Source organism: Pseudomonas salomonii (genome assembly GCF_900107155.1).
In the GTDB taxonomy this organism is placed as follows: domain Bacteria; phylum Pseudomonadota; class Gammaproteobacteria; order Pseudomonadales; family Pseudomonadaceae; genus Aquipseudomonas; species Aquipseudomonas salomonii.
The window spans coordinates 20,216-45,824 of the sequence record NZ_FNOX01000011.1 but is presented as its reverse complement, the minus strand read 5'-3'; the positions used below and the strand labels follow the sequence as shown (position 1 = coordinate 45,824).

Here is a 25,609-nt window from a genome sequence, read left to right as displayed (position 1 = left end):
CTGCGACTCTCTATTTGCGCAAAAAGCGAGCAAGTCTACACCCCTCGACGGGGCAGGACAAAACTCAGCAGAAACAGGGCGGCGGCCGTGACCACAATCGACGGCCCGGCCGGCGTGTCCTTGAACCAGGACAGCGCCAGGCCCCCGCACACGGCGAGCATGCCCAGCAGGCTGGCGCCGATCGCCATCTGCTCGGGTGAGCGGGCATGGCGCTGGGCGGCGGCTGCGGGAATGATCAACAGCGACGTGATCAACAATACGCCGACAATCTTCATTGCGACAGCAATCACCACGGCGATCAACAGCATCAGGGTCATGCGCAGCGCCGGCACGGGCAAACCTTCCACGGTGGCGAGCTCTTCGTGCACGGTAATTGCCAGCAACGGGCGCCACAGGGTGACCAACAGCACCAGCACGGCAGCGCTGCCGCCGAGGATCCAGGCCAAGTCGGTAGGGCTGATCGCCAGCAAGTCGCCGAACAGGTAGGCCATCAGGTCGATGCGCACTTCATGCATAAAGCTCAGCACCACCAGGCCCAGCGACAGCGTGCTTGGCGCGAGGATGCCCAGCAGCGTGTCGGAGGCCAGCGGCTGGCGCTGTTGCAGGGTTACCAGCAGCACTGCCAGCAGCAGGCAGCCTACGGTGACGGCGATGGTCGGGCTTACATCCAGCAAAAACCCCATAGCCACGCCCAGCAGCGCGGCATGCGACAACGTGTCGCCAAAATAGGCCATGCGCCGCCAGACCACGAACGAGCCCAAGGGGCCCGCCACCAGTGCCAAAGCCAAGCCTGCCAGCAGGGCGTAGAGCAGAAAATCAGCCATGCTTGCAGCTATCTCCATGAACGTGGGGTTTAGGCGTAGCGGGATCGTCGACCACGGCGCCATGCAAATCATGGGCGTGGTCGTGATGGTGGTGGTAAATCGCCAGGCTCTGGGCGTTTTTGCCGAACAGCTCGACGAATGCCGGGTCGCCGCTCACCTGTTCCGGGTGGCCGGAGCAGCATACGTGGCGGTTGAGGCACACCACTTGATCCGTGGTGCTCATCACCAGGTGCAAGTCGTGGGAGACCATCAGCACGCCGCAGCCATGGCGGTCGCGCAGGCGGGTGATCAGGCTGTACAGCTCGGCCTGGCCGGCAACATCGACGCCTTGAACGGGCTCATCAAGTACCAGCAGTTCGGGCTCGCGCAACAGGGCGCGGGCCAGCAATACGCGCTGCATTTCGCCGCCGGAGATGCTCTGCACCGGGCTGTCGATGACCTGTTCGGCGCCGACTTCCTTGAGCGCCGCCTGGGCGCGCGCGCGGTCGACGCCAGGCACCAGGCGCAGGAAGCGCAGTACCGACAGCGGCAGCGTTGGATCGACGTGTAATTTTTGCGGCATGTAACCGACGCGCAGCTTGGGCTTGCGCCACACGCTGCCAGTGTCGGGCTTGAGCAGGCCAAGCACGGCGCGCACCAGCGTGGTCTTGCCGGCGCCATTGGGGCCGATCAGCGTCACGATCTGCCCAGGCTCCACGCTCAGGGCGATGTTATCCAGCACGTTTTGCCCGGCGAACGTGACCCCAACCTGTTCCAGGCGGATTAACGCGTTGCTCATCAAGCCCCCTGGCAACCGGAGCAGAGCCCCACTACTTCGACCGTTTGCCCTTCGACCTTGAAGCCCACGTCGGCGGAGCTTTTGACGATGGCGTCGCTGATGCTTTTTTGTTCAAGCTCGATGGCGGCATGGCACTCGCGGCAGATCAGGAACTGGCCCTGGTGCGCGTGTTCCGGGTGGCTGCAGCCGACAAAGGCGTTGAGCGAGGCGATACGGTGTACCAAGCCATTTTCCAGCAAAAAATCCAGCGCGCGGTACACCGTCGGCGGCGCGGCACGGCGGCCGTCCTGCTCGCTGAGCACGCCAAGAATGTCGTAGGCGCCCAGCGGCTTGTGGCTTTGCCACACCAACTCCAGCACCCGACGACGCAGGGCGGTCAGGCGCAAGCCTTTCTGCGCGCACAGGGTATCGGCCTCTGACAGCGCAGTGTGTACGCAGTGAGAGTGGTCGTGGGGACGGCTGGCAAGCGGTGTTTTAGGCATGAGCGGCGACAGACATTTGATAGAGACGTTATTATGTTACCTGTTCCTACGCCATTGAGTGGTCATCGTGTCCCGACTTTTTCCCGTTTTTGTCGTATTTGTCACCAGTTTGTTCATCGCTGGGGCCGCTCAGGCTGAGGTCAAGGTGCTGACGAGCATCAAACCATTGCAGTTGATTGCCGCCGCCGTGCAGGACGGCGTGGCGATTCCAGAGGTGCTGTTACCGCCCGGTGCATCGCCGCATAACTATGCGTTGCGCCCATCCGACGTACGGCGCGTGCAGTCGGTGGACCTGTTGTATTGGATCGGCCCGGACATGGAAAGCTTCCTGCCGCGCGTGCTCAAGGGGCGTAGCCTGCCGACCGTGGCAGTTCAGGACTTGCCTGGGATGAAATTGCGTCGGTTCGCCGAAGATAGCCACTCCCATGCCGATGATGCCGACGAACACGACCACGATCACCGCCCTGGCAGCCTGGATGCGCACCTGTGGTTGTCGACGGTCAATGCTCGGGTGATTGCGGCGCGTATGGCGTCTGACCTCAGCACTGCCGACCCGGCCAATGCCGCGCGTTATCAGAGCAACGTGAAGGCATTCGATGAGCGCCTGGATGCGTTGGACGCACGCTTGAAGGCGCGTCTGTCCACCGTCGGCGACAAGCCGTACTTCGTGTTCCACGAGGCATTTGACTACTTCGAAGACGCTTACGGGCTCAAGCACACCGGCGTGTTCAGCGTGGCCGCCGAAGTGCAGCCGGGCGCCCAGCATGTGGCGGCGATGCGTACGCGTTTGCAGGAAGTGGGTAAAACCTGTGTATTCAGCGAGCCGCCGTTGCGTCCGCGTTTGGCCGAAACGCTGGTGGCGGGTTTGCCGGTGAAGTTGGCGGAGCTGGATGCGTTGGGCGGTTATACCCCGGCGACGGCGCAGGGTTACGAGCAGGTGCTGGAGAAGCTGGGGAATGACTTGGCCGGGTGCCTGGAGTCGCTCTAACTGCAAATACATAACCCATGTGGGAGTGGGCTTGCTCGCGAATGCGGTGGATCAGTAATAGATGTATTTACTGACACTGCGCATTCGCGAGCAAGCCCGCTCCCACATTTTAAAGTGCGAACGGCAGGTGGACGGTGACCTGCTGACGCTGCACCAGCCGATGCTCGAACTCGGCCGGGTCATGGATCAACACATCTTGCCCGGCAAATGATTCCGCGGCGATCAGGCGTGACAGCCAGAAGCGCACACACGCCACGCGCAGCAGGGTCGGCCACAACTCGGCCTCCTTGGCGGTAAACGGCCGCAGCCCCGCGTAGGCGCCCAGCAAGGCGCGGGCGCGCTGGCCGTCTATCACGCCGTCTGCATCCGAACACCAGTCATTCAGGGCGATGGCCACGTCGTACAGCATCGGGCCTGAGCAGGCGTTGTAGAAGTCGATCAAGCCGGTGAGGTGCGTGCCTTCGAACATCGCGTTGTCGCGGAACAGGTCGGCGTGCACGTTGGCGCGCGGCAGGGCGAGGATGTCGGCCTTGTGGGCTTCGATTTCGCTCAAGGCCGCTTGCAGCAGGCGCTGCTGGGCGTCGTTCAGGTGTGAAATAAGCTGCGCGCCTTCAGTGAGCATCCACTCCAAACCGCGATCGGTCTTGCGCTCCAGCACTTTGTCGCCTTGGGTCGCCAGGTGCAGGTGGCCGAGCAGGTCGCCGACCTGGGCGCAATGCTGTGCGTTGGCGTCCTTGATGTGCTTGCCGGCCAGGCGCGGTTGCAACAGCGCCGGTTTGCCCTTGAGTTCGCGAAGTGCCACGCCGTCGGTGGTACGCAGGGCGTAAGGCACCGGCAGGTCGGCGTCGTGGAGTACATCGAGCAGTTCGATGAAGAATGGCATTTCCGCCACTGGGCCGCGCTCAACCAGGGTCAGGACGAATTCGCCTTGTTCCAGGCTGATAAAGAAGTTGGTGTTTTCGCTACCCGCGGCAATCCCCTGGAAATCAAGCAGGCGGCCGAGCCCGTAAGGGGCGAGAAAGGTTTCCAGCTCGGGCCGAGCCAGGGGGGTGAACACAGACATGTTTAAACTGCCAGTACGGGCGCCGCGGTGTGCGGCGCCGGTTAAAATTAAGAAATCATTTCCATTCGAAGATCTTCCATGACGGGATCAGCATATCCGGCTGGTCAGAGCGGATGAAGTTCGCATCGGTTCCGTCCGAGCGCACCAGGAAATACGGTTTGAAACCCTTCTTGGTTATCTTGATTGCGTACAGGAAGCCGTTTTGGCGATATTCCTGAATGGTCCTGTCGCCTTCCGTGCGAATGGTAACTTCCGGGTCGCCCGACTGTGCAGTATCTGCCGCCGTGGCCACTATCGGAGTGAGTGCAATCAAGCCGGTCAACAACAGGCGATTTACTGTACGCATGATAACCTTGTCCCTTTGTCGTCATTGGTCCGGCTATTCTAGCGCCTGACCCGCCGAAAAGGTTGATCCTGCTCATGAGCCAAGCCCCCCTCGTCCTGGTGGACGGTTCTTCTTATTTGTACCGCGCCTTCCACGCGTTGCCACCGCTGACCACGTCCAAAGGCCTGCCCACCGGTGCGGTCAAGGGCGTGTTGAACATGCTCAAAAGCCTGCGCAAGCAGTACCCGAACAGCCCGTTCGCGGTGGTGTTCGACGCCAAGGGTGGGACTTTTCGCGATGAGATGTTCGCTGAATACAAGGCCAACCGCCCGAGCATGCCCGATGACATGCGCCTGCAAATCGAGCCACTGCACCAGAGTGTGATCGCCCTGGGCTTCCCGTTGCTGTGCGTTGAAGGCGTCGAGGCCGACGATGTGATCGGCACCCTGGCCCGCAGCAGCGCGGCGGCTGACCGTCCGGTGGTGATCTCTACCGGCGACAAGGACATGGCGCAGCTGGTCGACGGGCACATTACCTTGGTCAACACCATGACCGGTAGCTCGATGGACATCGAGGGCGTGAAGGAGAAATTCGGTGTCGCTCCGGAGCAGATCATCGACTATCTGGCGTTGATGGGCGATTCGTCCGACAACATCCCAGGCGTGCCGGGGATTGGTCCGAAGACGGCTTCCGGCTTGCTGGTGGGCGTGAATGGCGGCATCAAAGAGCTGTATGAGCAGTTGGATATCGTGCCGACCTTGCCCATCCGTGGTGCCAAGACGCTGCCGGCCAAGTTGGAAGAGCATAAGGAGATGGCATTCCTGTCCTATCAGTTGGCGACGATCAAGGTCGACGTGCCGCTGGATGTGGGCCTGGATGATTTGCACCTGATCGAGCCGGACCGCGAAAAGCTGCTGGAGCTGTACACGCTGCTGGAGTTCAAGAGCTGGTTTGATGAGATTCAGCGTGATGCCAAGCGCGTTGAGCTCAAGGCTGCGCCTGTTGTTGAAGAGGCCGTCGACGTCGCGGCACCCGCAGAAGCGTCCTACACCACGATCCTCGACCAGGCGACATTCGATGCCTGGCTGAAAAAGCTCAACGCCGCAAAATTGTTCGCGTTCGACACCGAAACCACTGGGATCGATGCGCAGCAGGCGCAACTGGTCGGCGTCTCCTTTGCCGTGCAGCCCCATGAAGCGGCCTACATCCCGCTGACCCATTCCTACATCGGCGCGCCGCAACAACTGGACCGTGACACAGTACTGCTGGCTTTGAAGCCGTTGCTGGAGGACGCGACCAAGCTCAAGGTCGGCCAGCACGCCAAGTTTGATATGAACATCCTGGCCAACTGTGCCATCGGCGGCGATCAGGCCAACGGTATTACCGTGCGCGGGATCGCTTTCGACACCATGCTCGAATCCTACGTGCTGAACTCCACCGCGACCCGGCACGACATGGACAGCCTGGCCAAGAAGTACCTGGACTACGACACCGTCAGTTTCCAGGACATCGCCGGCAGAGGCGCCAAGCAGCTGACGTTTGATCAGATCCCGCTTGAGCAGGCTGGCCCTTACGCGGCCGAAGATGCCGACGTGACGCTGCGCCTGCACCAGGCGTTGCATGCACAGCTTGAAGCCATTCCAAGCCTTGCCAGTGTGCTGACCGACATCGAAATTCCCTTGGTGCCGGTGCTGGCGCGTATCGAGCGCCAGGGCGCACTGGTGGATAAGGCGCTGCTGGGCATCCAGAGTATCGAGCTGGGCAACAAGATGGTGGAGCTGGAGCGCCAGGCGTTTGAGATCGCCGGTGAAACGTTCAACCTGGGCTCGCCCAAGCAACTCGGGGCGATCCTCTACGAAAAACTCGGTTTGCCGGTACTGAAAAAGACCGGCAAAGGCCAGGCATCCACGGCTGAAGAAGTGTTGGCCAAGCTGGCCGAAGATGACTTCCTGCTGCCCAAGGTACTGATGCAGTACCGCAGCATGAGCAAGCTCAAAAGCACCTACACCGATCGCCTGCCGGAGCAGATCAACCCGCGTACCGGGCGTATTCACACGTCTTATCATCAGGCGGTGGCGGCCACCGGGCGTTTGTCGTCCAGTGACCCTAACCTGCAGAACATCCCGGTGCGCACTGCCGAAGGGCGGCGCATTCGCCAGGCGTTTGTCGCGCCCAAAGGCTACAAATTGCTGGCGGCGGACTATTCGCAGATCGAGCTGCGGATCATGGCGCACCTGTCCAAGGACGAGGGGCTGATGAATGCGTTCCGTAATGACCTGGACGTGCACACCGCCACCGCCGCCGAAGTGTTCAAGGTTGAGCTGACAGAGGTCACGTCGAACCAGCGCCGCAGTGCCAAGGCCATTAACTTTGGCTTGATCTACGGCATGGGCGCGCAGAAGCTCGGCAAGGACATTGGCGTCGATACCAAGACCGCCAAGGCCTACATTGATGTGTACTTTGCGCGCTACCCGGGCGTTCGTGAATACATGGAGCGCACCCGCGCCCAGGCGGCCGATCAGGGTTATGTTGAAACCTTCTTCGGGCGGCGGCTGTACCTGCCGGACATCAACTCCAACAAGCCCCAGGAGCGCGCAGCCGCTGAGCGCACGGCGATCAACGCACCGATGCAAGGCACTGCGGCGGATATCATCAAGAAAGCCATGGTGCTGGTGGACAACTGGCTGACCGAGTCGGGCCTGGACGCCAAGGTGATCCTGCAGGTGCACGATGAATTGGTGCTTGAGGTGCGTGAGGATCTGGTGGAGCAAGTCAGCGAGAAGATCCGCGAGCATATGAGCGCGGCGGCCAGGCTGGACGTGCCGTTGGTGGTGGATGTGGGTGTGGGCGATAACTGGGACGAAGCACACTGACAGCGCGGCTCTGCCATTGCCGAGGGTGATGGCAGAGCGCTTTAGATCAGAAAGCGCCTCAGGTTATTTCCAATAGTTTTTTGACCTGCCGGAACTTAACCCGTGAACTGCTACTCAGAGTTACTGAATGGGTGGTGAAGCCCTTCAATGCTCCTATGTTGTGTTAAGTGTTGGCAGATATCTGGACCCCGCCCTAGCGGTCCGGAACTTGGACCCCGAACTTCCCCTCCCCATACGAAGTCCGGGGTTTTTTTTGCCCGCAGAAAAGTTATTCGGCGATTTCCGCGCCCTTGTCTGCCAATTGCATCCAGCCGGCCAGCACGGTGTAAGCGTCTTCCAGGCCCATGCGCTTGGGCGCCGAGAACAACTGGATGGTGATCGCATCGCCCCAACCCTTACGGATTTCAGACTGCACTTTGAGCAAGGTGTTCTTGGCTGCGCCGTAGGTCAGCTTGTCGGCCTTGGTCAAAAGGATATGCATTGGCATACCGCTGGCGACGGCCCAGTCGAGCATCAGCAGGTCGAAATCGGTCATTGGATGACGGATGTCCATCATCAGAATCAAACCCTTCAAACTCTCGCGGCCACCCAGGTAAGCCTCAAGGTGACGCTGCCAGTGCAGCTTCAACGGGATAGGGACTTTTGCATAACCGTAGCCCGGCAGGTCGACCAGACGCCGATCATCGTCTAGCTTGAAGAAGTTGAGCAGTTGCGTGCGGCCCGGAGTTTTCGAGGTGCGCGCCAGGCTGGCGTGGGTCAGGGTGTTCAGCGCGCTGGACTTACCGGCGTTGGAACGGCCAGCAAAGGCGACTTCAAAGCCTTCGTCATCGGGGCATTGGTCCACTTTGGCGGCGCTGAGCATGAACGTGGACTGTTGGCACAGGCCGAGGATGGGATTCTTGAGTTGCATGAGATTTCCGATGTGGGCGGTGCCGAGAAAGGGTGCGGCAAGCGGTGTCGTTTCCGTTTCAGTAGCGCCAGTATATAATGCCGCAGATTTTGTGTGTGCTTTGTCCCAGCGAAGGATGAAGTTCACGGGAGCGAAAGACCTTCATTGCGCATTAGAACGCAAAACGCTCTCAAACCCTGAACAGGTCGATGTATGACCTGATGGTTGCGCGCTTTTGGTGTCCTGATCGCGCTTTTGGGCGCTCAGGCTACACAGGATCCGGAGGCGCTGTACAACCGAGTTTGCATGGCTAAGCTGATGCAACACGTGACTCAGGGTTTCAAGGCAATGCCGCCGCGTGGTTTGTGCATGGACTGCAGTACTGAGGATTACCAGGCCATCAACGAATTGATGGTGAGTAAACCCGGTAGATAACTCTTAAACCCTTAGCCGTAGTTGGATTAGCTGATGAACAAACTGATCGTGAGTCTGCTGTTGACCTTGGGCATCACCGGTGTTGCCCATGCTGCAGGCGACGCTACAGCGGGCCAGGCGAAAGCCGCCGTATGTGGTGCTTGCCATGGACCGGATGGCAACAGCCCGGCGCCGAACTTCCCCAAACTGGCAGGCCAGGGCGAGCGTTACCTGACCAAGCAGATGCACGACATCAAGGACGGCAAGCGTACGGTGCTGGAAATGACCGGCCTGCTGACCAACCTCAGCGATCAGGACCTGGCGGACATCGCGGCGTATTTTGCCAACCAGAAAGGCAGTGTGGGAGCTGCTGATCCGAAGCTCGTTGATAAAGGCCAGGCGTTGTTCCAAGGCGGCAAGCTCGCCGAAGACCAGCCTATTGGTGGCATGCCTGCCTGTAAGGCTTGTCACATTGCAGGTGGCGGTGGGCTGGCCGAGGCGGGTTTCCCTCATCTGAGTGGTCAGCACGCCCAATACACTGCCAAGCAATTGAAGGAATTCCGCGAGAAGGTTCGCTCCATCGATGGCGATGCCAGCAACAAAATGATGACTGACATTGCGGCGAAACTTTCGGATAAAGATATCGAAGCGCTGTCCAGCTATATTCAGGGCCTGCACTGATTGGGCCTGGGACGTTAACGCTCGATTAATCCATCGATGCAAGCATAAAAAGGGTGGCTTAGGCCGCCCTTTTTTGTGGCCGGTGCCGTTACACTAACGAACTCATGCCCGCGTAGACCTGTCACAACTAAAGGTCGCGTGAGGCGACTTTATTTGTCCAGGAGTAAAGCATGCGTAATCTGATCCTCAGCGCCGCTCTCGTCACTGCCAGCCTCTTCGGCATGACCGCACAAGCTGCCGATGTGCCGCTTGAAGCCGGTAAAACCTATGTTGAATTGGCTACCCCGGTGCCGGTTTCGGAGCCAGGCAAGATCGAAGTGGTGGAGCTGTTCTGGTATGGCTGCCCGCATTGCTATGCTTTTGAGCCGACCATCAACCCTTGGGTTGAAAAACTTCCGTCTGATGTGAATTTCCGCCGCATTCCAGCCATGTTCGGCGGCCCATGGGATGCCCACGGCCAACTGTTCCTGACCCTGGAAGCCATGGGTGTTGAGCACAAGGTTCACAACGCTGTATTCAATGCGATTCAGAAAGAAGGCAAGCGCCTGACCAAGCCTGACGAAATGGCTGACTTTGTTGCCACCCAAGGCGTCGACAAGGACAAGTTCCTGGCCACCTTCAACTCCTTCGCTATCCAGGGCCAAATCAAACAGGCCAAGGAGCTCGCGAAGAAGTATGGCGTACAAGGCGTACCAACCATGATCGTCAACGGCAAATACCGTTTCGACCTGGGCACTACCGGCGGTCCTGAGCAAACCCTTAATGTTGCCGACCAACTGATCGCTAAAGAGCGCGCAGCCAAGTAAGGGGGCCATCATGCGCGGCTGGGGTACTGAACGTAGCGTTGGCCTGCATGAAGCGCGGGTCAACGAACACCACCTGGAGTCCACGGGCTTGCCGGCAGACAGCCGTCTGCGGCTGCTCAGCTTCAATATCCAGGTGGGCAACAGTACCGAGAAGTATCGGCACTACCTCACCCGTGGCTGGCAGCATCTGCTGCCGCACAAAGGGCGTACCGGCAATCTGCAGAAAATCGGCGACCTGCTCAACGACTTCGATCTGGTCGCCTTGCAGGAAGCCGACGGCGGCAGCATGCGCTCCGGTTATGTCAATCAGGTGGAGCATCTCGCCCATCTCGGTGCTTTCCCTTATTGGTATCAGCAACTCAACCGCAACCTCGGGCGCCTGGCGCAGCACAGCAATGGCGTGCTCAGCCGCCTGAAGCCGACTGCCATCGAAGATCACCCGTTGCCCGGCCCAAAAGGGCGCGGCGCGATTCTTGTGCGTTTCGGCGAAGGCCCGGAAGCCTTGGTGGTGGTGATGATGCACCTGGCGCTTGGAGCGCGTACACGCAACCTCCAGTTGGCCTACGTGCGTGATCTGATCGGCAACTACAAACACCAGGTGCTGATGGGTGACATGAACACCCATGCCACCGACCTGTTGCAGAATTCGCCGTTGCGCGACCTCGGGTTACTGGCGCCCCAAGTCGAAGCCACGTTCCCCAGCTGGCGCCCGCAACGTTGTCTCGACCATATCCTGCTTAGCCCGAGCCTCACACTGGAAAGTGTGCAGGTGCTGGCGCAGCCCATTTCCGATCACCTGCCGGTCGCGGTAGAGATTCGTCTGCCGGGTTCGCTCACGGCTGATGCATTGCCCGCGTTGAGCCCAGGCCCTCGCGGACCCCTTGCATGAGCGACGACGCCCAGCGCTGGAAAGAGAAATACCTTAAAAGCGTTGAGCAGCAAGACAAGCTCGAACGCCGCTGGGCCGCACGCCTTGACCTGCTGCGCCGAGGTCTGGTGCGCAGCACGCTGGCGGCAGAAGGCACTGACCGTGCGGTTGACCAATGCATGAAGGAGATGCGCGATGTGGTGCGCACCGACGACATGGACGCCGCCCTCGCCGCCTTGCTGCCACGCCTGGAAAAGGCCGTGCTCGACTCGGAGCAGCGCCGCGAAACCCGGGTCGACCAGATCAGTACCGCGCTGACTGCCCTGGTCGCGCAGTTGCAGAAGCTGCCCCTGCCGCGTGAAGTCGCCCGCCCGCTGAAAACCTTCGCCAAGCAGCTTGATGGCCGAGTCGGCCAGGCGCGTGAGATCCCGCTGCTGCTCAGCGAATTGAGCAGCCTGCAAGGGCAGGCGCTGAATAACCTGGAGCCGGAAGGCGAAGCCGCGCGCCCTGGGCCAGGCTTGCTGCAACGCCTGTTTGGTGCAAAGGATGTGTCGAATGAGGCGCCGGTGGTTGAATCTGCCCCGCTCTATGCACCGCAACCGTCGGCGCCGAAACCTGACGCTGCCAAAGCCGCGCCCGAGGCTCTGGAGCCCGCGCAATCCGAAGAGCTGACCCAAGCCTTGCGCGCCTTCGCGCCATTGACGGTAACGCCGGCCGCCGCGCAGCCTGAACCGGCTGAACCGGCTGAACCGGTCAAAGTGGCTGAAGTCGCTGGCGAAACCTTTGTCTTCGAGGCTCCGGCGCTGGAGCAAGACTCCGTCGCGCCTGCTGAAGTCTCTGAGCCAGAGGTGCCCGAGCCTGCGGTAGAGGAAGCCGCGCCCGAAAGCGCCCTTGCTGCATTTATCGAAGAACCGCAGGTTGAGGTCGACACGCCAGATCAAACGGTCATCGGCAGCCTGTCGCTTCCGCCCGTGCTGGAAACCTGCGAGCCCGACCCCGATGCGCTGCAACCGGACGGCACCTATGCCCTGCCCGACTCCCCCGAGCCGTCCTACAGTTCGGTCGCCAAGCATATCGAAGACACCTTGCTCGGCTTGCTGGAGGATCTGTCCTTACCCGAGCGCCACCGGCCCCAGGCCGAAGCCATGCGCGAGCGCTTGGCCCACGGCTTGAACTGGTACGAATTGCTGCCGATCCTCGATGATCTGGCGGTGCTGATGCTGGCGATCACCGACAGCGGCCAGCATGAGTTCGAGGCCTACCTCAAGCAGCTCAATGAACGCCTTGAAGCTTTTCAGGGCCACTTGCAGGTGGCCAGCGAGGGGCACGCCGACAGTCGCTCGGCCGCGCGGGAGCTGGATACGCAAATCCGTGAACAGGTCGACGGCCTGCAAAGCAGCGTGCAGGAAGCCGCTGACCTGGACAGCCTCAAGCAGGTACTGGAAAGCCACCTTGAAGGCCTGCTCGGCACCATGGACGAACACCAGCAGCAGCGTGACCAGCGCGAGCAGGAAGTCGCGGCGCGGCTCAAAAGCCTGGCCGAGCGGGTGGCGAACATGGAGCAGGAAGCCCAAGGTTATCGCGAGCATTTGGAAGTGCAGCGCCAGAAAGCCTTGATCGACCCGCTCACCGGCCTGCCCAACCGTGCGGCCTGGAGCGAGCGCCTGGACCATGAAGTGAATAGCTGGCATCAGCGCGGCAACAGCCTGTCACTGGCCATGCTCGACCTCGACCACTTCAAGCGCATCAACGATGGCTACGGCCACTTGGCGGGCGACAAGGTGCTGAAGATCATCGCCAATGTGTTGCGCAAGCGCCTGCGCCCCGACGATTTTATCGCGCGATTTGGGGGCGAAGAGTTTGTATTGTTGATGCCGGATTCAGCCCTGGCAGATGCTTTGGACGTGGGTGAGGTGCTGCGTTCAGCCATCGAAGCATGCCCGTTCCACTTCAAAGGGGAGCCGGTGACCATCACGGTGTCCATGGGCGTGGCGCAGTTTCAGCCGGGCGAACGCAGTGACCTGGCGCTCAAGCGTGCCGATGAGGCGTTGTACCGGGCCAAGGCAGCTGGGCGCAACCGGGTGCAGGCGGCGTAAAAGATGTTCCATTTTGTGATTTGACCGTCGATCCCCGAACCATCCGTTACACTGTTGCATTATCGTCTTCTGCGTACTGTCTTCCGCCATGAAATCTTTTTGCGTCGCCTTTGTGTTTCTCCTGCTCGCCGGCTGCGCCAGCGGCCCGCGGCTGAACACCAGCCATCCTTCGTCGAACCACGACAACCGGGTGCAGTTCGTCATTGTCCATTACACCTCGGCCAGCCTTGAGCGCTCCCTGGCGCTGCTCACGCACGGCCAGGTCAGCAGCCATTACCTTATCGGCGACGACGCCTCAGGCACTATCTACAAGCTGGTGGACGAGAGCCAGCGCGCCTGGCACGCCGGTGAAAGCGAGTGGGCGGGCCGCACCTGGCTCAACTCCAGCTCCATTGGCATCGAGATCGTGAACCCGGGTTATACGGACTCGCCGACCGGCCGCCTGTGGTACCCGTACTCAGAGGCCCAGGTGCAGTCGTTGGTGGTGTTGCTCAAGGACATCAGCAAGCGCAACGGCATTGACCCCAAGAACATCATCGGCCACAGCGACATTGCGCCATTGCGCAAGCTCGACCCGGGCCCGTTGTTCCCGTGGAAGCGCCTGGCGGCTGAAGGTTTGGGCGTGTGGCCGGATGCACAGGCGGTGGCTCGGCTCCAGCAGCAATATGCCGTCAGCCTGCCGAGTATCACGTGGTTCCAGGAAGAACTGGCGCGCCTGGGCTACCAGACGCCGCAGACAGGTGAGCTGGATGTGGCTACACGACATGTGATCGCGGCGTTCCAGATGCACTTTCGGCCATCACGGTTTGACGGCACGCCGGATGCGGAAAGTGCTGCGATCCTGAGCGCATTGAACCGCCGCTAGGTGTAACACTATTCGAATGTGGGAGCGGGCTTGCTCGCGAAAGCGGTGGATCAGTCGCTATATATGCTGACTGACAGACCGCATTCGCGAGCAAGCCCGCTCCCACATTTTTTGTAGCCAGGCTACAAGGGCAACGCCATATAAAACTGCGTACCCTGCCCCGGCCGCGAATACACGCCCATCCGGCCGCCGTGCAGCTGTACGATCTCCTTGCACAACGCCAGCCCGAGGCCGGCGCCACCTTTCTTGCGGCCTACCTGTACGAAGGGTTCAAAGATGCGCCCCTGTTGGCCATAAGCAATACCCTCGCCGTTATCTTCGACGCTGATAATTACTCGTTCGCCGTGGCGGCGCGCCTGCAAGCGAATCTGGCCACCATTGGCGGTATGTCGCAAAGCGTTGCCTAGAAGGTTATCGAGTACACGTTCGAGCTGAACCTGGTCGGCATACAGCCTGGGCAACTCGGATTGGGCTTCTACCAGCAGTTCGATGTCCTGTGCGTTCGCCAGCTCCGTGAACCGGCCTCGCGCGTTCTCCAGCAGATCGGTGACATCGCACGGCCCGAGAGTGAGTTTTTGCAGGCCGTTCTGGTAGCGCGAGAAGTTGAGCAAATCGTTGATCAACTGCATCAGGCGCTGCATTTCTTCATTGACCGTATCCAGCAGGTCCGCTTCACGGGACTCGGCGGGAAACTTCGCCCGTTCGCGGAACAGCCCGAAGGCCATGTGCATGCCCGTCACCGGCGTACGCAACTCGTGGGAGGCGCGCAGGACGAACTCACTGCGCACCCGTTCGAACGCGCGTTGTTCGGTGACGTCATGCAGCACCATCACTGCGCCCAGAATATGCCCTTGGGTATGGCTGACCGGCGTCAGGCTGTAGGTCAGCAGGCGCAGTTCGCCTTCGACTTCCACTTCCAGATCGTCCGGCGCGCGCTCCAGGTTGCCGCCGCGCAGCACCAGTTGCAGTTGCTCATCCATTTCAGGGCGACCCAAGGCTTCACCCAAGCCCTGCCCGAGGCGCTCTACGTCCCAGCCCAACTGGCGCTGTGCCACAGGGTTAAGGTGCTCCAGACGGCCTTGGCGGTCAATCATCAGCAAGCCGTCGTCGATGCTGTCGAGCACCGCTTGCAGGCGTTGCTGACCGGCCAGCAACTCATCGATATTGGTTGCCTGATGTTGGCGCAGTGCTTCGGCCATGATGCCGAAGCGGCGGGTCAGTTGATTCATTTCTGCCGCCGATGAGATCGGCAGCGTCACTTCGAAATCGCCTTGCCCGATCTTGTCGGCGGCCTTGGCCAAGGCTTCAATCGGCCCGCCAAAGCGCCGGGCGATGCCATGGGCGGTAACAAAGCCGATGATCAACACCGCCAGGCCGACCAGCCCCAGCAGGCCGGCGATCAACAAGGCGCGGTTGCGCGACTTGTGTTCGCTGTCGTTGATATTTTCCAAAGCTTGTTTGTGCTCGGCGATCAAACCATTGCGCAATGTATTGAAGGTTTCGGTGAGCTTGTCGTTTTTACTGTTGGCCAGTGAGCTTCGCTGAGCCTCGTCGAACGCCTTGAGAAAATTCAGGTAGTCGATGCGAGCCTGGCTGAAGCCACTGGTTCTGCCGTCCTGCTGTTCATGGGCGATGCCTTGGTCCAGCAGGGCAAAATAGTTTTGCTTGGACGTCTGCAGGGCAGCGGGGTCGGGCTGCTCCTCCAGCATCAGGATCAATTGGTCGCCCAAGGTCTGACGCAGCTTGAGGCCCAGGTCCAGGGTGATGAAGTTGCTACGGATCGCCGACTCCTGGCTCTTGGCCATTTGCATGACGCTGACCAGTCCCAGGACCAGTCCCAACAGGGCGACGGTGATCAGCGCTGAGATACTCAGGAACAACCGAGTGCGCAGTTTCATCGCAAGCTTCATAAGGTACAGCTCACAGGTTGTACTGTTTACGTTTGCGGTACAGGGTCGACGCGTCGATGCCCAGCGTGCGGGCCGCTTGATCCAAGGTGTCGCTGGTAGCGAGTACGGCGCCGATATGGGCTTTCTCCAGCTCGTCCAGGCTCAGCGCTGCGCCGATACGCGGGGCATTGTTGGTCGGCTGTTCGGCCATGCCGAGGTGGCTGATTTCAACCTTTTCCTGTGGGCAAATAATGCTGGCCCGCTCCACCACGTTACGCAGTTCGCGGATATTGCCCGGCCAGCGGTAGTTAAGCAGCGCCTCACGGGCGGCATCGCTGAAACCGCGCGCAGGCCGGGCGTATTCCTTGACGAAGCGCGCCAGGAAACGGTCGGCCAGGGTCAGGATGTCTTCACTGCGCTCACGCAGCGGCGGCAGGTGCAAGGTGATGACGTTGAGGCGATAGAGCAAGTCTTCCCGGAAACGGCCGTCGCGCACCATGTCTTCCAGGTTCAGGTTGGTGGCCGCCAGGATGCGCACGTCGGCACGTCGAGTGACCGGGTCGCCTACGCGTTCATACTCCTTGTCTTGAATGAATCGCAGCAGTTTTGGCTGCAAAGTCAGGGGGAAGTCGCCGATCTCGTCGAGAAACAGCGTGCCGCCGTCGGCCTGGTTAACCCGGCCCAGCGTGCTCTCGCTGGCCCCGGTAAAGGCGCCGCGACTGTGGCCGAACAATTCGCTTTCCATCAGTTCCGCCGTCAGTGACGGGCAGTTAATGGTCACGCAGGATTTTTTCGAGCGCTTGCTCCACCCGTGTATGGCTCGGGCCAGCTCGCCTTTACCGGTGCCGGACTCACCGAGGATCAAAATGTTGGCATCGGTGCCTGCCACTTGGCGCGCGGTTTCCAGTACCACCATCATCGCCGGGCTGTGGGAGTCGAGGCCGTCCTTGGGTTGGCGCACTGCGCCTTCAAGCGCTTCCAGGCGTGCCGAGAGCTGGCGCACTTCCAACTGCTTGGCGGTGGCCAGGCGCAGTTGGTCGGGGCTGCACGGCTTGACCAGGTAGTCGGCGGCGCCGGCCTGGATCGCGTCAACGGCGGTGTCCACGGCCGAATGCGCGGTCACAATCACCACGCGCATCCATGGCGCCTGGATGCGCATCTGGGCCAACACATCCAGGCCGTTGTCTTCACCCAGGCGCAGGTCCAGGAAGCACAGGTCGAAGACCTGACGCTGCATCAGGGCATCGGCTTGGGCGGCGCTGTTGGCAGTGGCTACGGTGTAGCCTTCATCTTCCAGGCAGTAACGGAAGGTGCGGAGGATTGCGGATTCGTCATCCACTAAAAGAATGCGGCCTTGAAGTTCCTTGGCTGATTCCATCTGTCCCGCGCTCCTTAACTATAAATGATGGTGTTTAGTCCCGGATTAATCGGGCAAGTTGCATGGTTTATTCTGATTCATAAAAGGCATCTTCGCGCAGGTATCTTCACGTTCTCCTACAAAGACGCCGATTGATGGCGTTTTCATATCTTCCTGCCACTTCGGCAACGCCTCCTGCACTTTCGATCCGTTGACCCGACCACTGACCATCGTGCATTTCGCACGGCCTGCAAAGCGGCATCGTGCAGGATGCTGTTCGCAACAGCCATGGAGTATTCATAACATGCTGATTTTATTGGGTTTTATTTTGTAAAAAAACTGGCATGCACTCTGCAATAGCTCTCCCAACGAATAATCAGAATGCGGGAGAAATGCAGCATGACTCGCCAAAGCCTCAGCCAATTACGTGTCTCGCCACTGCGCATGCAGCAAGGTCTGTTTGCCAGCCTGGCTTTGATGGTCACGTTGATTGCCGGCCAGCAAATGCAGCATTGGCAGCAAAGTCAGCAGCAAACCCCGCAATTCGAACGTCCGTCGATGACCCAAACCCATTTCCGTTCCGTTGGCAGTGCCGGCGCTACTACCGATGTAACCGCCCCGCAATTGAGAGTGGCAGACCAGGGTTCAACCCTGGGTGAATTGCCAGCCCAAGAGCGTTGGGTGTTCTAAGCAAGAAAAGGTCGCTTGTGTTGAGCGGCTGCACGGCACTACCGCTGTTACCTCTAAAAAAGCGTAAGGAGAATCACCATGTTGAGTTGGGCAATCACATTTCTGATCATCGCCATTGTGGCTGCAGTCCTGGGCTTCGGTGGTATCGCGGGCACCGCCACGGGTATCGCAAAAATTCTGTTTGTGGTTTTCCTGGTGATGTTCATCGCTTCGTTCTTCTTTGGTCGTCGCGGCCGAGGCTGAATATGACCCATTTGTCCTTTAAAGCCATGGCTGCCGCCCTGCTCTTGGGCGGTAGCGGTTTGGTAATGGCCGCCAATGACGGCCAATCCCGAGCCAACGAATTGCTCAGTGCGGACAAGCAGTACCGCGAAACCTGGCAAAGCGTGGTGAAGAAAGAACAGCGCCTGCCGGAATGGGTGATGAACCTGTCCGGTACGGCCGAACAAATGAACGCTGTGGAAGAGGATGGCGAAAAGTACTTGGTAGGGCCGCTCTGTGAAACCGCAGATACGTGCCTGAACAAGCGCCTGATCGTTGCCTTCAGCTACGACAAGGAAGATGCCTACGCCATGTTGGTGGAAGTCCCGGCCGGTTTACCGGCAGACAAGTCCCCGACACGGCACGCCGATTACCGTTTTATCGGTAAGCCGAACGAAGGCATGCAGAAGTTGCTGATGGAGCAACTGAAGAAAGATCCGAATTGGTACTAGGTTCCGTCTGACGCGTCTGTCGTCTGCGGAGCCGGCGTCCATAGAAAGAAGCCCTTTGCTTCTTTCTGTCTGCATCACCCGCCAAGGGTGATGCATGACCAGGGGGCCGGGTTGCTCTGATCAATCGAGATCGGCGTGACCTACGGGTACAGGGAGTGCCTGCGCAAGGGCCGGGTCAGGTGAAAAGCTGCGACGCAAGTTCACAAGCCCTCACGCTTGCTGAACTTGCGACGGGCTTGTCACTCTCATGCTCCGCTTCTTATACGGCTCATAGCCGACAATTTCTCTTTTGCGCGCGCCTAACCATTACTTGGTGTTTCGTGGCGACCATCTATCGAGAAAATTTTAGCTGCGCCATAGGACATTTCTGGCGCCAGGTCAGTGAATTCCCAGGCATTTTCGCCAACCTTTATAAGTCGTCCAACATCTCTGAGCGAGCCGGTATTGGCCGGTTAACGGCATATTCACGGGATTTAATGGCGGATTTGAACTGACCGTTCGGACAGTTAATTTCAAAAAAAGTCATGCCGATTCGGCATAGGGTAGGCGTTTACGGCATTAGACGTCGAACCCTTGCATGGGAATAGTTGCGCCTTTTTTCGCCTGCCAGTAAGCCATTTCGGCCATGCTGCGGTGACCTTCCATGGAGGCAAATGCGCACACTTTTTCGCTTGCGAGCGTTGCGAGTGGCGCATTTGCCTTAAGTCCACTTGAAGTAAGGGTAATGACATGAAGAAGGCAAAGCTAAGCCTCGCCTGGCAGATCCTCATCGGTTTGGTACTGGGGATCGCAATCGGTGCAGTGCTCAACCATTTCAGTGCTGAAAAAGCCTGGTGGATCAGCAATGTGTTGCAGCCGGCGGGCGATATCTTTATCCGCCTGATCAAGATGATCGTGATCCCGATTGTGATTTCCTCGCTGATTGTCGGCATCGCCGGCGTAGGTGATGCGAAGAAGCTGGGGCGGATCGGCGTCAAAACCATTCTTTACTTCGAAGTGGTCACCACCATCGCCATTGTGGTCGGCCTGCTGTTAGCCAACGTGTTCCACCCGGGCGCCGGCATCGACATGAGTACCCTGGGTACCGTCGACATTTCCAAATACACCGCCACCGCCGCCGAAGTGCAGCATGAGCATGCGTTCATCGAAACCATCCTCAACCTGATCCCGTCGAACATTTTCGCCGCCGTTGCCCGTGGCGACATGCTGCCGATCATCTTCTTCTCGGTGCTGTTCGGCCTGGGCTTGTCGAGCCTCAAGCCTGAGCTGCGCGAGCCGCTGGTGACCATGTTCCAGGGCGTGTCCGAGAGCATGTTCAAAGTGACCCACATGATCATGAAGTACGCCCCAATCGGTGTATTTGCCTTGATCGCGGTAACCGTCGCCAACTTCGGCTTTGCTTCCTTGCTGCCGCTGGCCAAGCTGGTGATCCTGGTTTACGTCGCCATCCTGTTCTTCGCCTTTGCGGTACTGGGCCTGATCGCCCGCCTGTTCGGGTTCTCGATTCTCAAGCTGATGCGCATCTTCAAGGATGAGCTGGTGCTGGCCTACTCCACCGCCAGTTCCGAAACCGTGCTGCCGCGTGTGATCGAGAAGATGGAAGCCTACGGTGCGCCGAAGGCCATCTGCAGCTTCGTAGTGCCAACCGGCTACTCGTTCAACCTCGACGGTTCGACTCTGTACCAGAGCATCGCGGCGATTTTTATCGCCCAGCTGTATGGCATCGACCTGTCGATCGGCCAACAACTGATGCTGGTACTGACCCTGATGGTCACCTCCAAAGGTATTGCCGGCGTGCCGGGCGTGTCCTTCGTGGTGCTGCTGGCCACCCTGGGCAGCGTGGGTATTCCGCTGGAAGGCCTGGCCTTCATCGCCGGTGTCGATCGTGTGATGGACATGGCGCGTACCGCACTGAATGTGATCGGCAACGCCCTGGCCGTTCTGGTTATCTCTCGTTGGGAAGGCATGTACGACGATGCCAAGGGCGAGCGCTACTGGAACTCGCTGCCGCACTGGCGCAGCAAAGAAGCCGTGCCGACCGCACAAGCTACCCGCGGCTGATACCACCGCTGCTCTGAAACAGACCCCGGAAAATTCCGGGGTTTGTCGTTTCTGCCAGCCCCGCTATCATTCGCCCCATCTTTCGGGGGATTCAACTGATGCTCAATGGCCTGTGGCTTGGCTTCTTTGTCGTGGCAATGGTGTCAGCACTGGCGCAATGGCTGGTGGGCGGTAATGCCGGGATTTTTGCGGCGATGGTCGAAAGCATTTTCGCCATGGCCAAACTGTCTGTCGACGTGATGGTGCTGCTGTTCGGCACCCTGACCTTATGGCTGGGCTTTTTGCGCATCGCCGAAAAAGCCGGGATCGTCGACTGGCTGGCCAAGGCCCTAGGCCCGCTGTTTCGCCGTTTGATGCCGGAAGTGCCCGCCGGCCACCCCGCTATCGGCTTGATCACCCTCAACTTCGCCGCCAACGGCCTGGGCCTGGACAACGCCGCCACGCCGATTGGCCTGAAAGCCATGAAGGCGTTGCAGGAACTCAACCCCATCCCCAACACCGCGAGCAACGCGCAGATTCTGTTTCTGGTGCTTAACGCATCCTCGCTGACACTGTTGCCGGTGACGATCTTCATGTACCGCGCCCAGCAAGGCGCCGCCGACCCGACGCTGGTGTTCCTGCCGATCCTGCTGGCCACCAGTGCTTCCACGCTGGTGGGCCTGCTGTCGGTGGCGGTGATGCAGCGCCTGCGCTTGTGGGACCCGGTGGTGCTGGCCTATCTGATTCCCGGCGCGCTGGCACTGGGCGGCTTTATGGCGTTGCTGGCGACCTTGTCCGCCACGGCGCTGGCGGGCCTGTCGTCGATCCTCGGCAACCTGACGCTGTTTGGCTTGATCATGCTGTTTCTGGTGATCGGTGCGTTGCGCAAGGTGAAGGTGTACGAGGCCTTTGTCGAAGGCGCCAAAGAAGGTTTCGACGTTGCCAAGAACCTGCTGCCGTATTTGGTGGCGATGCTCTGCGCCGTGGGCGTATTGCGCGCTTCCGGGGCATTGGACTTCGGCCTGGAAGGCATTCGCCATGTGGTGGCCTGGACCGGCATGGACACACGCTTTGTCGACGCGTTGCCGACGGCGATGGTCAAGCCGTTTTCCGGCAGCGCAGCGCGGGCGCTGTTGATCGAGACCATGCAGGCCAAGGGCGTGGACAGCTTCCCGGCGTTGGTCGCGGCGACGATTCAGGGCAGTACCGAGACCACCTTTTATGTGTTGGCGGTGTACTTTGGTTCGGTGGGCATTCAGCGGGCGCGGCATGCGGTTGGGTGTGCGTTGCTGGCGGAGTTTGCCGGTGTCGTGGCGGCGATTGCGGTGTGCTACTGGTTCTTTGGTTAAGGTTTAGATCGCTATCGCAGGCAAGCCAGCTTCCACATTTGACGGTGTTCACAAATCAAAAGGTGGGAGCTGGCTTGCCTGCGAAGAGGCCCTCAGCGTTTCGCAGCAGCATTGCCCTGCTGCACCACCCAATCCACCACCTGCTTGTTCAACTGATCCCCCGCCTGCCCAAACGCCGCCACCACTGCAGGCACCTTTGTATCGCCGACCGGCTGCTTCACCTCAAACCGCCGACTGGCAATGATCCGCTGATCACTGCCACGCACCAACCGCGCATCCAGGCGGATCACCACCTCCACCGCGCTGCCGTGGTACTCACTCTGAAACGCCTGCAACTGCCCACCCAGCTCGTAATCGGCCTGTAGATTGGTTTCGTCGGTACTCAGCAGCGTCACCCGCCCATCGCGCTGGAAACCGTCCATAAACCGATTGCGCAGCAACACCGGCGTCGGGTCGCTCCAGCGTGAGTTCGCGTAGCTGCTGATCAGGTCGCCGTTTGGCACTACGGCAATACGCGGGCTGTCGAGAAACTCGCTGCTCTGCGGCTTGGACACACGCAACGACCAGCTCACCGGCGTGCCTTGGGTGCTGGTGGGCGCCGACGCCAGGCGGTACACGTCAGACGGGTCCGGCTTGGGCAGGATCGAGCAAGCGCTGATCAGCACCAAGGCCAGCGGGGCGATTAGTTGGTAAGCACGCTTCATGGCGTGAACTCCTTGTTCTTGTCGCTGCCCAGCAGGTAACCGCTGGGGTTGGCTTCGAGGCGACGGGAGATGGCGCGCAGCGAACCCAGGGTTTCGCGCAACTCGCGCACGGCCGGTGCCAGTTCGTTGAGGCCCTGCATGCCGCTGTTCACCGAGTCTTTGTTGTTGGTCAGCAAGGTGTTGATGGTCGTGGTGCTTTGTTCCAGCGACTTCATGGCCTGCTCGGCACTGCCGAAGGCTTGCTTGCCCTGGTCGTTGAGCAAGCCGTTGGCATTGCGCATCAGCGTGGTGGTCTGTTCCAGCGCGGCGCTCGCCTGTTTGCTCACCTGCATCAACTGCTGCATCACCACCTTGATATCACCGCGCTGGTCGGCAATGGCGCCGGTGGTTTGTTGCAAGTTGTCCAAGGTGTTGCTCAGGCGCTCGACGTTCTCCCGTGAGAACATGTGGTTGGCGTTGTGCAGCAGCAGATTGATGCTGGTCATCAGGTCGTTGCTGTTATTGAGCAGACGCGCGATGGGTGACGGCGAGGCGATGATTTCCGGCAGGTTGCCGTCCTTGCCCTTGAGTTCCGGGCTTTGCGGCGTGCCGCCACTGAGCTGGATGATCGAGGTGCCGGTGATGCCGGTCAGTGCCAGTTTGGCCTGGGTGTCTTCCTTGATCGGCGTCTGCCCGGCCAGGCGAATGCGTGCGAGTACCCGGCGCGGGTCTTTCGGGTCCAGGCGCAGGCTGGTGACATCGCCCACCTTGATCCCGCTGTATTGCACCGAACTGCCTTGCGACAGGCCGCTGACGGCCTCGTTGAACACCACCTCGTAGTCCTGGAAGGCACTGTCGACGCTGGATTTGGCCAGCCACAGGCCGAACAGCATTGCGCCGACCACCACGATCACGCTGAACAAACCGATCATCACATGATGGGCTCGGGTTTCCATGTCATACCTCGTTAAGCGATTGAGCGGCATCCAATGCCGCGCGGCCACGGGGGCCGTGGAAATATTCGTGAATCCAGGCGTCGTCCGTTTCCGAGACGACATCGATGGCATCGGCCACCAGCACTTTCTTCTGCGCCAGCACCGCCACGCGGTCGGTGATGGTGTACAGCGTGTCGAGGTCGTGGGTGACCAGGAACACGCTCAGGCCCAGCGCATCGCGCAGGGTCAGGATCAGTTGGTCGAATTGCGCCGCGCCAATCGGGTCGAGGCCGGCGGTGGGTTCGTCCAGAAACAGAATGTCCGGGTCCAGTGCCAACGCCCGCGCCAAAGCGGCGCGCTTGATCATGCCGCCGGACAGTGACGCCGGGTATTTATCCGCCGCCGACAACGGCAGCCCCGCCAGGGCAAGCTTGACCGCCGCCAGGTGCTCGGCATCGCGACGGCTGAGGCCGGCGTGTTCGATCAACGGCAGGGCGACGTTTTCGGTGACCGTCAGCGAGGAAAACAGCGCGCCTTTCTGGAACAGCACGCCAAAGCGCCGTTCCACCAGCGAGCGTTCATGCTCGGGCAGGTTGGGCAGGTTCTTGCCGAACACCCGCACCTCACCTTCGCTGGGCCGACGCAGGCCGACGATGCTGCGCAGCAGCACCGACTTGCCGCTGCCGGAGCCGCCGACCACCGCGAGGATCTCGCCTTTGTACAAATCCAGATCGAGGTGCTCGTGCACGCTCTGGCTGCCGAAGCGATTGCACAGGCCGCGCACTTCGATCACCGCCTCAGTGGGCGCACGGTGTAGACGACTCACCAGCCCATCTCCATAAAGAACATCGCGGCAACCGCATCCAGCACGATCACCACGAAAATAGACTGCACCACGCTGGAGGTGGTGTGGGCGCCGACCGACTCGGCGCTGCCGCTGACCTTGAAGCCTTCAAGGCAGCCAATCGCCGCGATCAGGAACGCGAAAATCGGCGCTTTCACCATGCCCACCAAAAAGTGCTGCACGCCAATGTCCGATTGCAGCAGCGAGAGAAACATCGCCGGTGAAATATCCAGGGCCACGGCGCACACCACCCCGCCGCCGACAATCCCCGAGAGCATCGCCAAAAATGTCAGCATCGGCAGCGACACCAGCAGCGCCATCACCCGTGGCAATACCAACAGTTCCATCGGGTCCAGGCCCAGGGTGCGGATCGCGTCGATTTCTTCGTTAGCCTTCATCGAGCCGATTTGCGCGGTAAAGGCACTGGCGGTGCGACCGGCGATCAGGATGGCGGTAAGCAATACGCCGAACTCACGCAGGAAGGAAAACGCCACCAGGTCCACGGTAAAAATCGTCGCGCCGAAGCTCTTGAGCACGGTGGCGCCGAGGAACGCCACCACGGCGCCCACCAGAAAGGTCAGCAACGCGACAATGGGCGCAGCGTCGAGGCCGGTTTGTTCGATATGCGCGACCATCGGCGTGATGCGCCAGCGCTTGGGACGGAACACGCCGCGGGCGAAGGTTTCGAGGATCAGGCCGATAAAGCCCAGCAGTTTCATGCCGTCCTGCCATACCGTGTCGACGGCCCGGCCGATACGTGCCAGCACTTGGATACCGGCGGCTTCTTCCGGCTCTTTGTCGGGTACGCAGAAATCGTTCAGAGAGCGGTAGACGGTTTTGAGCAGTGCCCGGTCGGCGGTAGATAAGCTGCAATCGGTCTGCTCGGCGGAACGCTCGATACGGTCCGGGCCCAGCAACTCGACCAGCAGCGAGGCACCCGCGGTATCCAGGGCGCCGAGGCCATTGAGGTCGATGCGTGCACCGGCGTCGTATTGGCCGTCGAGCTTGTCACTCAGTTTTTTAAGATTGGCGTAGTGGGCAAGCGTCCAGTCCCCCGTAATCCTGAGTAACGGGGGAACGCTGGAGGTGTCGAGGTGGGCTGCGCCGGCCGTGGTACGAGTGGTCATAAGCTCCGAGCTTGTTTGGCTATCCACAAT

Annotated in this window: 25 protein-coding genes; 13 read left to right on the top strand and 12 right to left on the bottom strand. The window is 60.2% G+C overall.

The annotated features are described in order from the left end of the window. Positions 1 to 35 precede the first annotated feature (35 nt). From znuB to zur, 3 genes are read right to left on the bottom strand one after another with little or no spacing between them, the layout of a single operon-like run. A complete protein-coding gene (gene znuB, locus BLV67_RS23565) occupies positions 36 to 824 on the bottom strand; it encodes a zinc ABC transporter permease subunit ZnuB (RefSeq protein ID WP_058421933.1) in 789 nt (262 codons plus the stop codon). Further along, positions 817 to 1,602, bottom strand: a complete 786-nt coding sequence (gene znuC / locus BLV67_RS23560) for a zinc ABC transporter ATP-binding protein ZnuC (RefSeq protein ID WP_065931967.1) — start codon at positions 1,600 to 1,602, stop codon at positions 817 to 819. Before znuC ends, znuB begins: the two co-directional genes overlap by 8 nt. Then, complete coding sequence (zur, locus tag BLV67_RS23555; RefSeq protein WP_056861009.1) at positions 1,602 to 2,084, bottom strand: zinc uptake transcriptional repressor Zur; 483 nt, start codon at positions 2,082 to 2,084, stop codon at positions 1,602 to 1,604. Before zur ends, znuC begins: the two co-directional genes overlap by 1 nt. A 58-nt stretch (positions 2,085 to 2,142) precedes the next feature. On the opposite strand from zur, the gene BLV67_RS23550 reads away from it, so the two are divergent. After that, positions 2,143 to 3,072, top strand: a complete 930-nt coding sequence (locus BLV67_RS23550; RefSeq protein ID WP_069785817.1) for a zinc ABC transporter substrate-binding protein ZnuA — start codon at positions 2,143 to 2,145, stop codon at positions 3,070 to 3,072. 109 nt (positions 3,073 to 3,181) lie between these two features. Here the strand turns inward: BLV67_RS23550 and BLV67_RS23545 are convergent, their stop codons facing one another. Next, complete coding sequence (locus BLV67_RS23545) at positions 3,182 to 4,135, bottom strand: homoserine kinase (RefSeq protein WP_068931965.1); 954 nt, start codon at positions 4,133 to 4,135, stop codon at positions 3,182 to 3,184. A 55-nt stretch (positions 4,136 to 4,190) separates the two neighbouring features. Then, positions 4,191 to 4,481 carry a DUF2782 domain-containing protein gene (locus BLV67_RS23540; RefSeq protein ID WP_069785818.1) on the bottom strand — a complete coding sequence of 97 codons (291 nt, stop codon included), beginning with the start codon at positions 4,479 to 4,481 and terminating at the stop codon, positions 4,191 to 4,193. 74 nt (positions 4,482 to 4,555) lie between these two features. On the opposite strand from BLV67_RS23540, the gene polA reads away from it, so the two are divergent. Then, positions 4,556 to 7,333 (top strand): DNA polymerase I, encoded by a 2,778-nt coding sequence (gene polA / locus BLV67_RS23535; RefSeq protein ID WP_065931962.1) that lies wholly within the window; start codon positions 4,556 to 4,558, stop codon positions 7,331 to 7,333. Positions 7,334 to 7,601: 268 nt separating this feature from the next. On the opposite strand, the gene yihA is transcribed toward polA, so the two are convergent. Then, the gene (gene yihA, locus BLV67_RS23530) at positions 7,602 to 8,243 is read right to left on the bottom strand and encodes a ribosome biogenesis GTP-binding protein YihA/YsxC (RefSeq protein ID WP_065931961.1); all 642 of its coding nucleotides are present in this window, start codon (positions 8,241 to 8,243) and stop codon (positions 7,602 to 7,604) included. Between the two features lie 204 nt (positions 8,244 to 8,447). Between yihA and BLV67_RS33400 the strand changes: the two genes are divergently transcribed. From BLV67_RS33400 to BLV67_RS23500, 6 genes are all read left to right on the top strand, one after another. Then, the gene (locus BLV67_RS33400; RefSeq protein WP_236371297.1) at positions 8,448 to 8,657 is read left to right on the top strand and encodes a cytochrome; all 210 of its coding nucleotides are present in this window, start codon (positions 8,448 to 8,450) and stop codon (positions 8,655 to 8,657) included. A gap of 33 nt (positions 8,658 to 8,690) precedes the next feature. Then, positions 8,691 to 9,317, top strand: coding sequence for a c-type cytochrome (locus BLV67_RS23520; protein WP_069785819.1), 627 nt, complete (start codon positions 8,691 to 8,693; stop codon positions 9,315 to 9,317). Positions 9,318 to 9,487: 170 nt separating this feature from the next. Beyond that, positions 9,488 to 10,123: a thiol:disulfide interchange protein DsbA gene (gene dsbA, locus BLV67_RS23515; protein WP_065931959.1), complete on the top strand. Its 636-nt coding sequence runs from the start codon at positions 9,488 to 9,490 to the stop codon at positions 10,121 to 10,123. A 7-nt stretch (positions 10,124 to 10,130) separates the two neighbouring features. Then, the gene (locus BLV67_RS23510; RefSeq protein WP_371919075.1) at positions 10,131 to 11,012 is read left to right on the top strand and encodes an endonuclease/exonuclease/phosphatase family protein; all 882 of its coding nucleotides are present in this window, start codon (positions 10,131 to 10,133) and stop codon (positions 11,010 to 11,012) included. Beyond that, a complete protein-coding gene (locus BLV67_RS23505) occupies positions 11,009 to 13,087 on the top strand; it encodes a GGDEF domain-containing protein (protein WP_069785820.1) in 2,079 nt (692 codons plus the stop codon). The genes BLV67_RS23510 and BLV67_RS23505 overlap by 4 nt, the downstream gene beginning before the upstream one ends. A gap of 88 nt (positions 13,088 to 13,175) precedes the next feature. Further along, complete coding sequence (locus BLV67_RS23500; RefSeq protein ID WP_065931956.1) at positions 13,176 to 13,952, top strand: N-acetylmuramoyl-L-alanine amidase; 777 nt, start codon at positions 13,176 to 13,178, stop codon at positions 13,950 to 13,952. A gap of 122 nt (positions 13,953 to 14,074) precedes the next feature. Here the strand turns inward: BLV67_RS23500 and BLV67_RS23495 are convergent, their stop codons facing one another. Beyond that, on the bottom strand, positions 14,075 to 15,862 hold the full coding sequence (locus BLV67_RS23495; RefSeq protein ID WP_065931955.1) for a KinB sensor domain-containing domain: 1,788 nt from the start codon (positions 15,860 to 15,862) through the stop codon (positions 14,075 to 14,077). A gap of 10 nt (positions 15,863 to 15,872) precedes the next feature. Beyond that, positions 15,873 to 17,219: a sigma-54-dependent response regulator transcription factor AlgB gene (gene algB, locus BLV67_RS23490; RefSeq protein WP_056861018.1), complete on the bottom strand. Its 1,347-nt coding sequence runs from the start codon at positions 17,217 to 17,219 to the stop codon at positions 15,873 to 15,875. 378 nt (positions 17,220 to 17,597) lie between these two features. On the opposite strand from algB, the gene BLV67_RS23485 reads away from it, so the two are divergent. The 5 genes from BLV67_RS23485 (at position 17,598) to BLV67_RS23465 (ending at position 21,990) form a co-directional block, all read left to right on the top strand. Continuing rightward, positions 17,598 to 17,888, top strand: a complete 291-nt coding sequence (locus tag BLV67_RS23485; RefSeq protein WP_065931954.1) for a hypothetical protein — start codon at positions 17,598 to 17,600, stop codon at positions 17,886 to 17,888. A 78-nt stretch (positions 17,889 to 17,966) separates the two neighbouring features. Beyond that, the gene (locus BLV67_RS23480; protein WP_003170804.1) at positions 17,967 to 18,131 is read left to right on the top strand and encodes a DUF1328 domain-containing protein; all 165 of its coding nucleotides are present in this window, start codon (positions 17,967 to 17,969) and stop codon (positions 18,129 to 18,131) included. Positions 18,132 to 18,133: 2 nt separating this feature from the next. Next, complete coding sequence (locus tag BLV67_RS23475; protein ID WP_065931953.1) at positions 18,134 to 18,601, top strand: inhibitor of vertebrate lysozyme family protein; 468 nt, start codon at positions 18,134 to 18,136, stop codon at positions 18,599 to 18,601. A 729-nt stretch (positions 18,602 to 19,330) separates the two neighbouring features. Beyond that, positions 19,331 to 20,662 carry a glutamate/aspartate:proton symporter GltP gene (gltP, locus tag BLV67_RS23470; protein ID WP_065931952.1) on the top strand — a complete coding sequence of 444 codons (1,332 nt, stop codon included), beginning with the start codon at positions 19,331 to 19,333 and terminating at the stop codon, positions 20,660 to 20,662. Between the two features lie 98 nt (positions 20,663 to 20,760). Then, complete coding sequence (locus BLV67_RS23465) at positions 20,761 to 21,990, top strand: nucleoside recognition domain-containing protein (protein WP_065931951.1); 1,230 nt, start codon at positions 20,761 to 20,763, stop codon at positions 21,988 to 21,990. A gap of 92 nt (positions 21,991 to 22,082) precedes the next feature. On the opposite strand, the gene BLV67_RS23460 is transcribed toward BLV67_RS23465, so the two are convergent. The 4 genes from BLV67_RS23460 to BLV67_RS23445 are packed head-to-tail and all read right to left on the bottom strand — an operon-like array spanning position 22,083 to position 25,579. Next, the gene (locus tag BLV67_RS23460; RefSeq protein WP_069785821.1) at positions 22,083 to 22,694 is read right to left on the bottom strand and encodes an ABC-type transport auxiliary lipoprotein family protein; all 612 of its coding nucleotides are present in this window, start codon (positions 22,692 to 22,694) and stop codon (positions 22,083 to 22,085) included. After that, positions 22,691 to 23,629: an MlaD family protein gene (locus BLV67_RS23455; protein ID WP_056861024.1), complete on the bottom strand. Its 939-nt coding sequence runs from the start codon at positions 23,627 to 23,629 to the stop codon at positions 22,691 to 22,693. The genes BLV67_RS23460 and BLV67_RS23455 overlap by 4 nt, the downstream gene beginning before the upstream one ends. A gap of 1 nt (position 23,630) precedes the next feature. Then, the gene (locus tag BLV67_RS23450) at positions 23,631 to 24,434 is read right to left on the bottom strand and encodes an ABC transporter ATP-binding protein (RefSeq protein WP_065931949.1); all 804 of its coding nucleotides are present in this window, start codon (positions 24,432 to 24,434) and stop codon (positions 23,631 to 23,633) included. Further along, positions 24,431 to 25,579, bottom strand: coding sequence for an ABC transporter permease (locus tag BLV67_RS23445; RefSeq protein ID WP_065931948.1), 1,149 nt, complete (start codon positions 25,577 to 25,579; stop codon positions 24,431 to 24,433). The genes BLV67_RS23450 and BLV67_RS23445 overlap by 4 nt, the downstream gene beginning before the upstream one ends. Positions 25,580 to 25,609 lie beyond the last annotated feature (30 nt).

What these genes read in the sequence shown, in the direction of transcription:
- BLV67_RS23445 (WP_065931948.1), bottom strand. Translation starts at nt 25,579, where the DNA reads ATGACCACTCGTACCACGGCCGGCGCAGCCCACCTCGACACCTCCAGC.
- znuB (WP_058421933.1), bottom strand. Translation starts at nt 824, where the DNA reads ATGGCTGATTTTCTGCTCTACGCCCTGCTGGCAGGCTTGGCTTTGGCA.
- BLV67_RS23460 (WP_069785821.1), bottom strand. Translation starts at nt 22,694, where the DNA reads ATGAAGCGTGCTTACCAACTAATCGCCCCGCTGGCCTTGGTGCTGATC.
- algB (WP_056861018.1), bottom strand. Translation starts at nt 17,219, where the DNA reads ATGGAATCAGCCAAGGAACTTCAAGGCCGCATTCTTTTAGTGGATGAC.
- zur (WP_056861009.1), bottom strand. Translation starts at nt 2,084, where the DNA reads ATGCCTAAAACACCGCTTGCCAGCCGTCCCCACGACCACTCTCACTGC.
- BLV67_RS23495 (WP_065931955.1), bottom strand. Translation starts at nt 15,862, where the DNA reads ATGAAGCTTGCGATGAAACTGCGCACTCGGTTGTTCCTGAGTATCTCA.
- BLV67_RS23540 (WP_069785818.1), bottom strand. Translation starts at nt 4,481, where the DNA reads ATGCGTACAGTAAATCGCCTGTTGTTGACCGGCTTGATTGCACTCACT.
- BLV67_RS23455 (WP_056861024.1), bottom strand. Translation starts at nt 23,629, where the DNA reads ATGGAAACCCGAGCCCATCATGTGATGATCGGTTTGTTCAGCGTGATC.
- gltP (WP_065931952.1), top strand. Translation starts at nt 19,331, where the DNA reads ATGAAGAAGGCAAAGCTAAGCCTCGCCTGGCAGATCCTCATCGGTTTG.
- BLV67_RS23475 (WP_065931953.1), top strand. Translation starts at nt 18,134, where the DNA reads ATGACCCATTTGTCCTTTAAAGCCATGGCTGCCGCCCTGCTCTTGGGC.
- polA (WP_065931962.1), top strand. Translation starts at nt 4,556, where the DNA reads ATGAGCCAAGCCCCCCTCGTCCTGGTGGACGGTTCTTCTTATTTGTAC.
- BLV67_RS23500 (WP_065931956.1), top strand. Translation starts at nt 13,176, where the DNA reads ATGAAATCTTTTTGCGTCGCCTTTGTGTTTCTCCTGCTCGCCGGCTGC.
- BLV67_RS23485 (WP_065931954.1), top strand. Translation starts at nt 17,598, where the DNA reads ATGACTCGCCAAAGCCTCAGCCAATTACGTGTCTCGCCACTGCGCATG.
- BLV67_RS23480 (WP_003170804.1), top strand. Translation starts at nt 17,967, where the DNA reads ATGTTGAGTTGGGCAATCACATTTCTGATCATCGCCATTGTGGCTGCA.
- BLV67_RS23465 (WP_065931951.1), top strand. Translation starts at nt 20,761, where the DNA reads ATGCTCAATGGCCTGTGGCTTGGCTTCTTTGTCGTGGCAATGGTGTCA.
- dsbA (WP_065931959.1), top strand. Translation starts at nt 9,488, where the DNA reads ATGCGTAATCTGATCCTCAGCGCCGCTCTCGTCACTGCCAGCCTCTTC.
- BLV67_RS23520 (WP_069785819.1), top strand. Translation starts at nt 8,691, where the DNA reads ATGAACAAACTGATCGTGAGTCTGCTGTTGACCTTGGGCATCACCGGT.
- yihA (WP_065931961.1), bottom strand. Translation starts at nt 8,243, where the DNA reads ATGCAACTCAAGAATCCCATCCTCGGCCTGTGCCAACAGTCCACGTTC.
- BLV67_RS23545 (WP_068931965.1), bottom strand. Translation starts at nt 4,135, where the DNA reads ATGTCTGTGTTCACCCCCCTGGCTCGGCCCGAGCTGGAAACCTTTCTC.
- znuC (WP_065931967.1), bottom strand. Translation starts at nt 1,602, where the DNA reads ATGAGCAACGCGTTAATCCGCCTGGAACAGGTTGGGGTCACGTTCGCC.
- BLV67_RS23505 (WP_069785820.1), top strand. Translation starts at nt 11,009, where the DNA reads ATGAGCGACGACGCCCAGCGCTGGAAAGAGAAATACCTTAAAAGCGTT.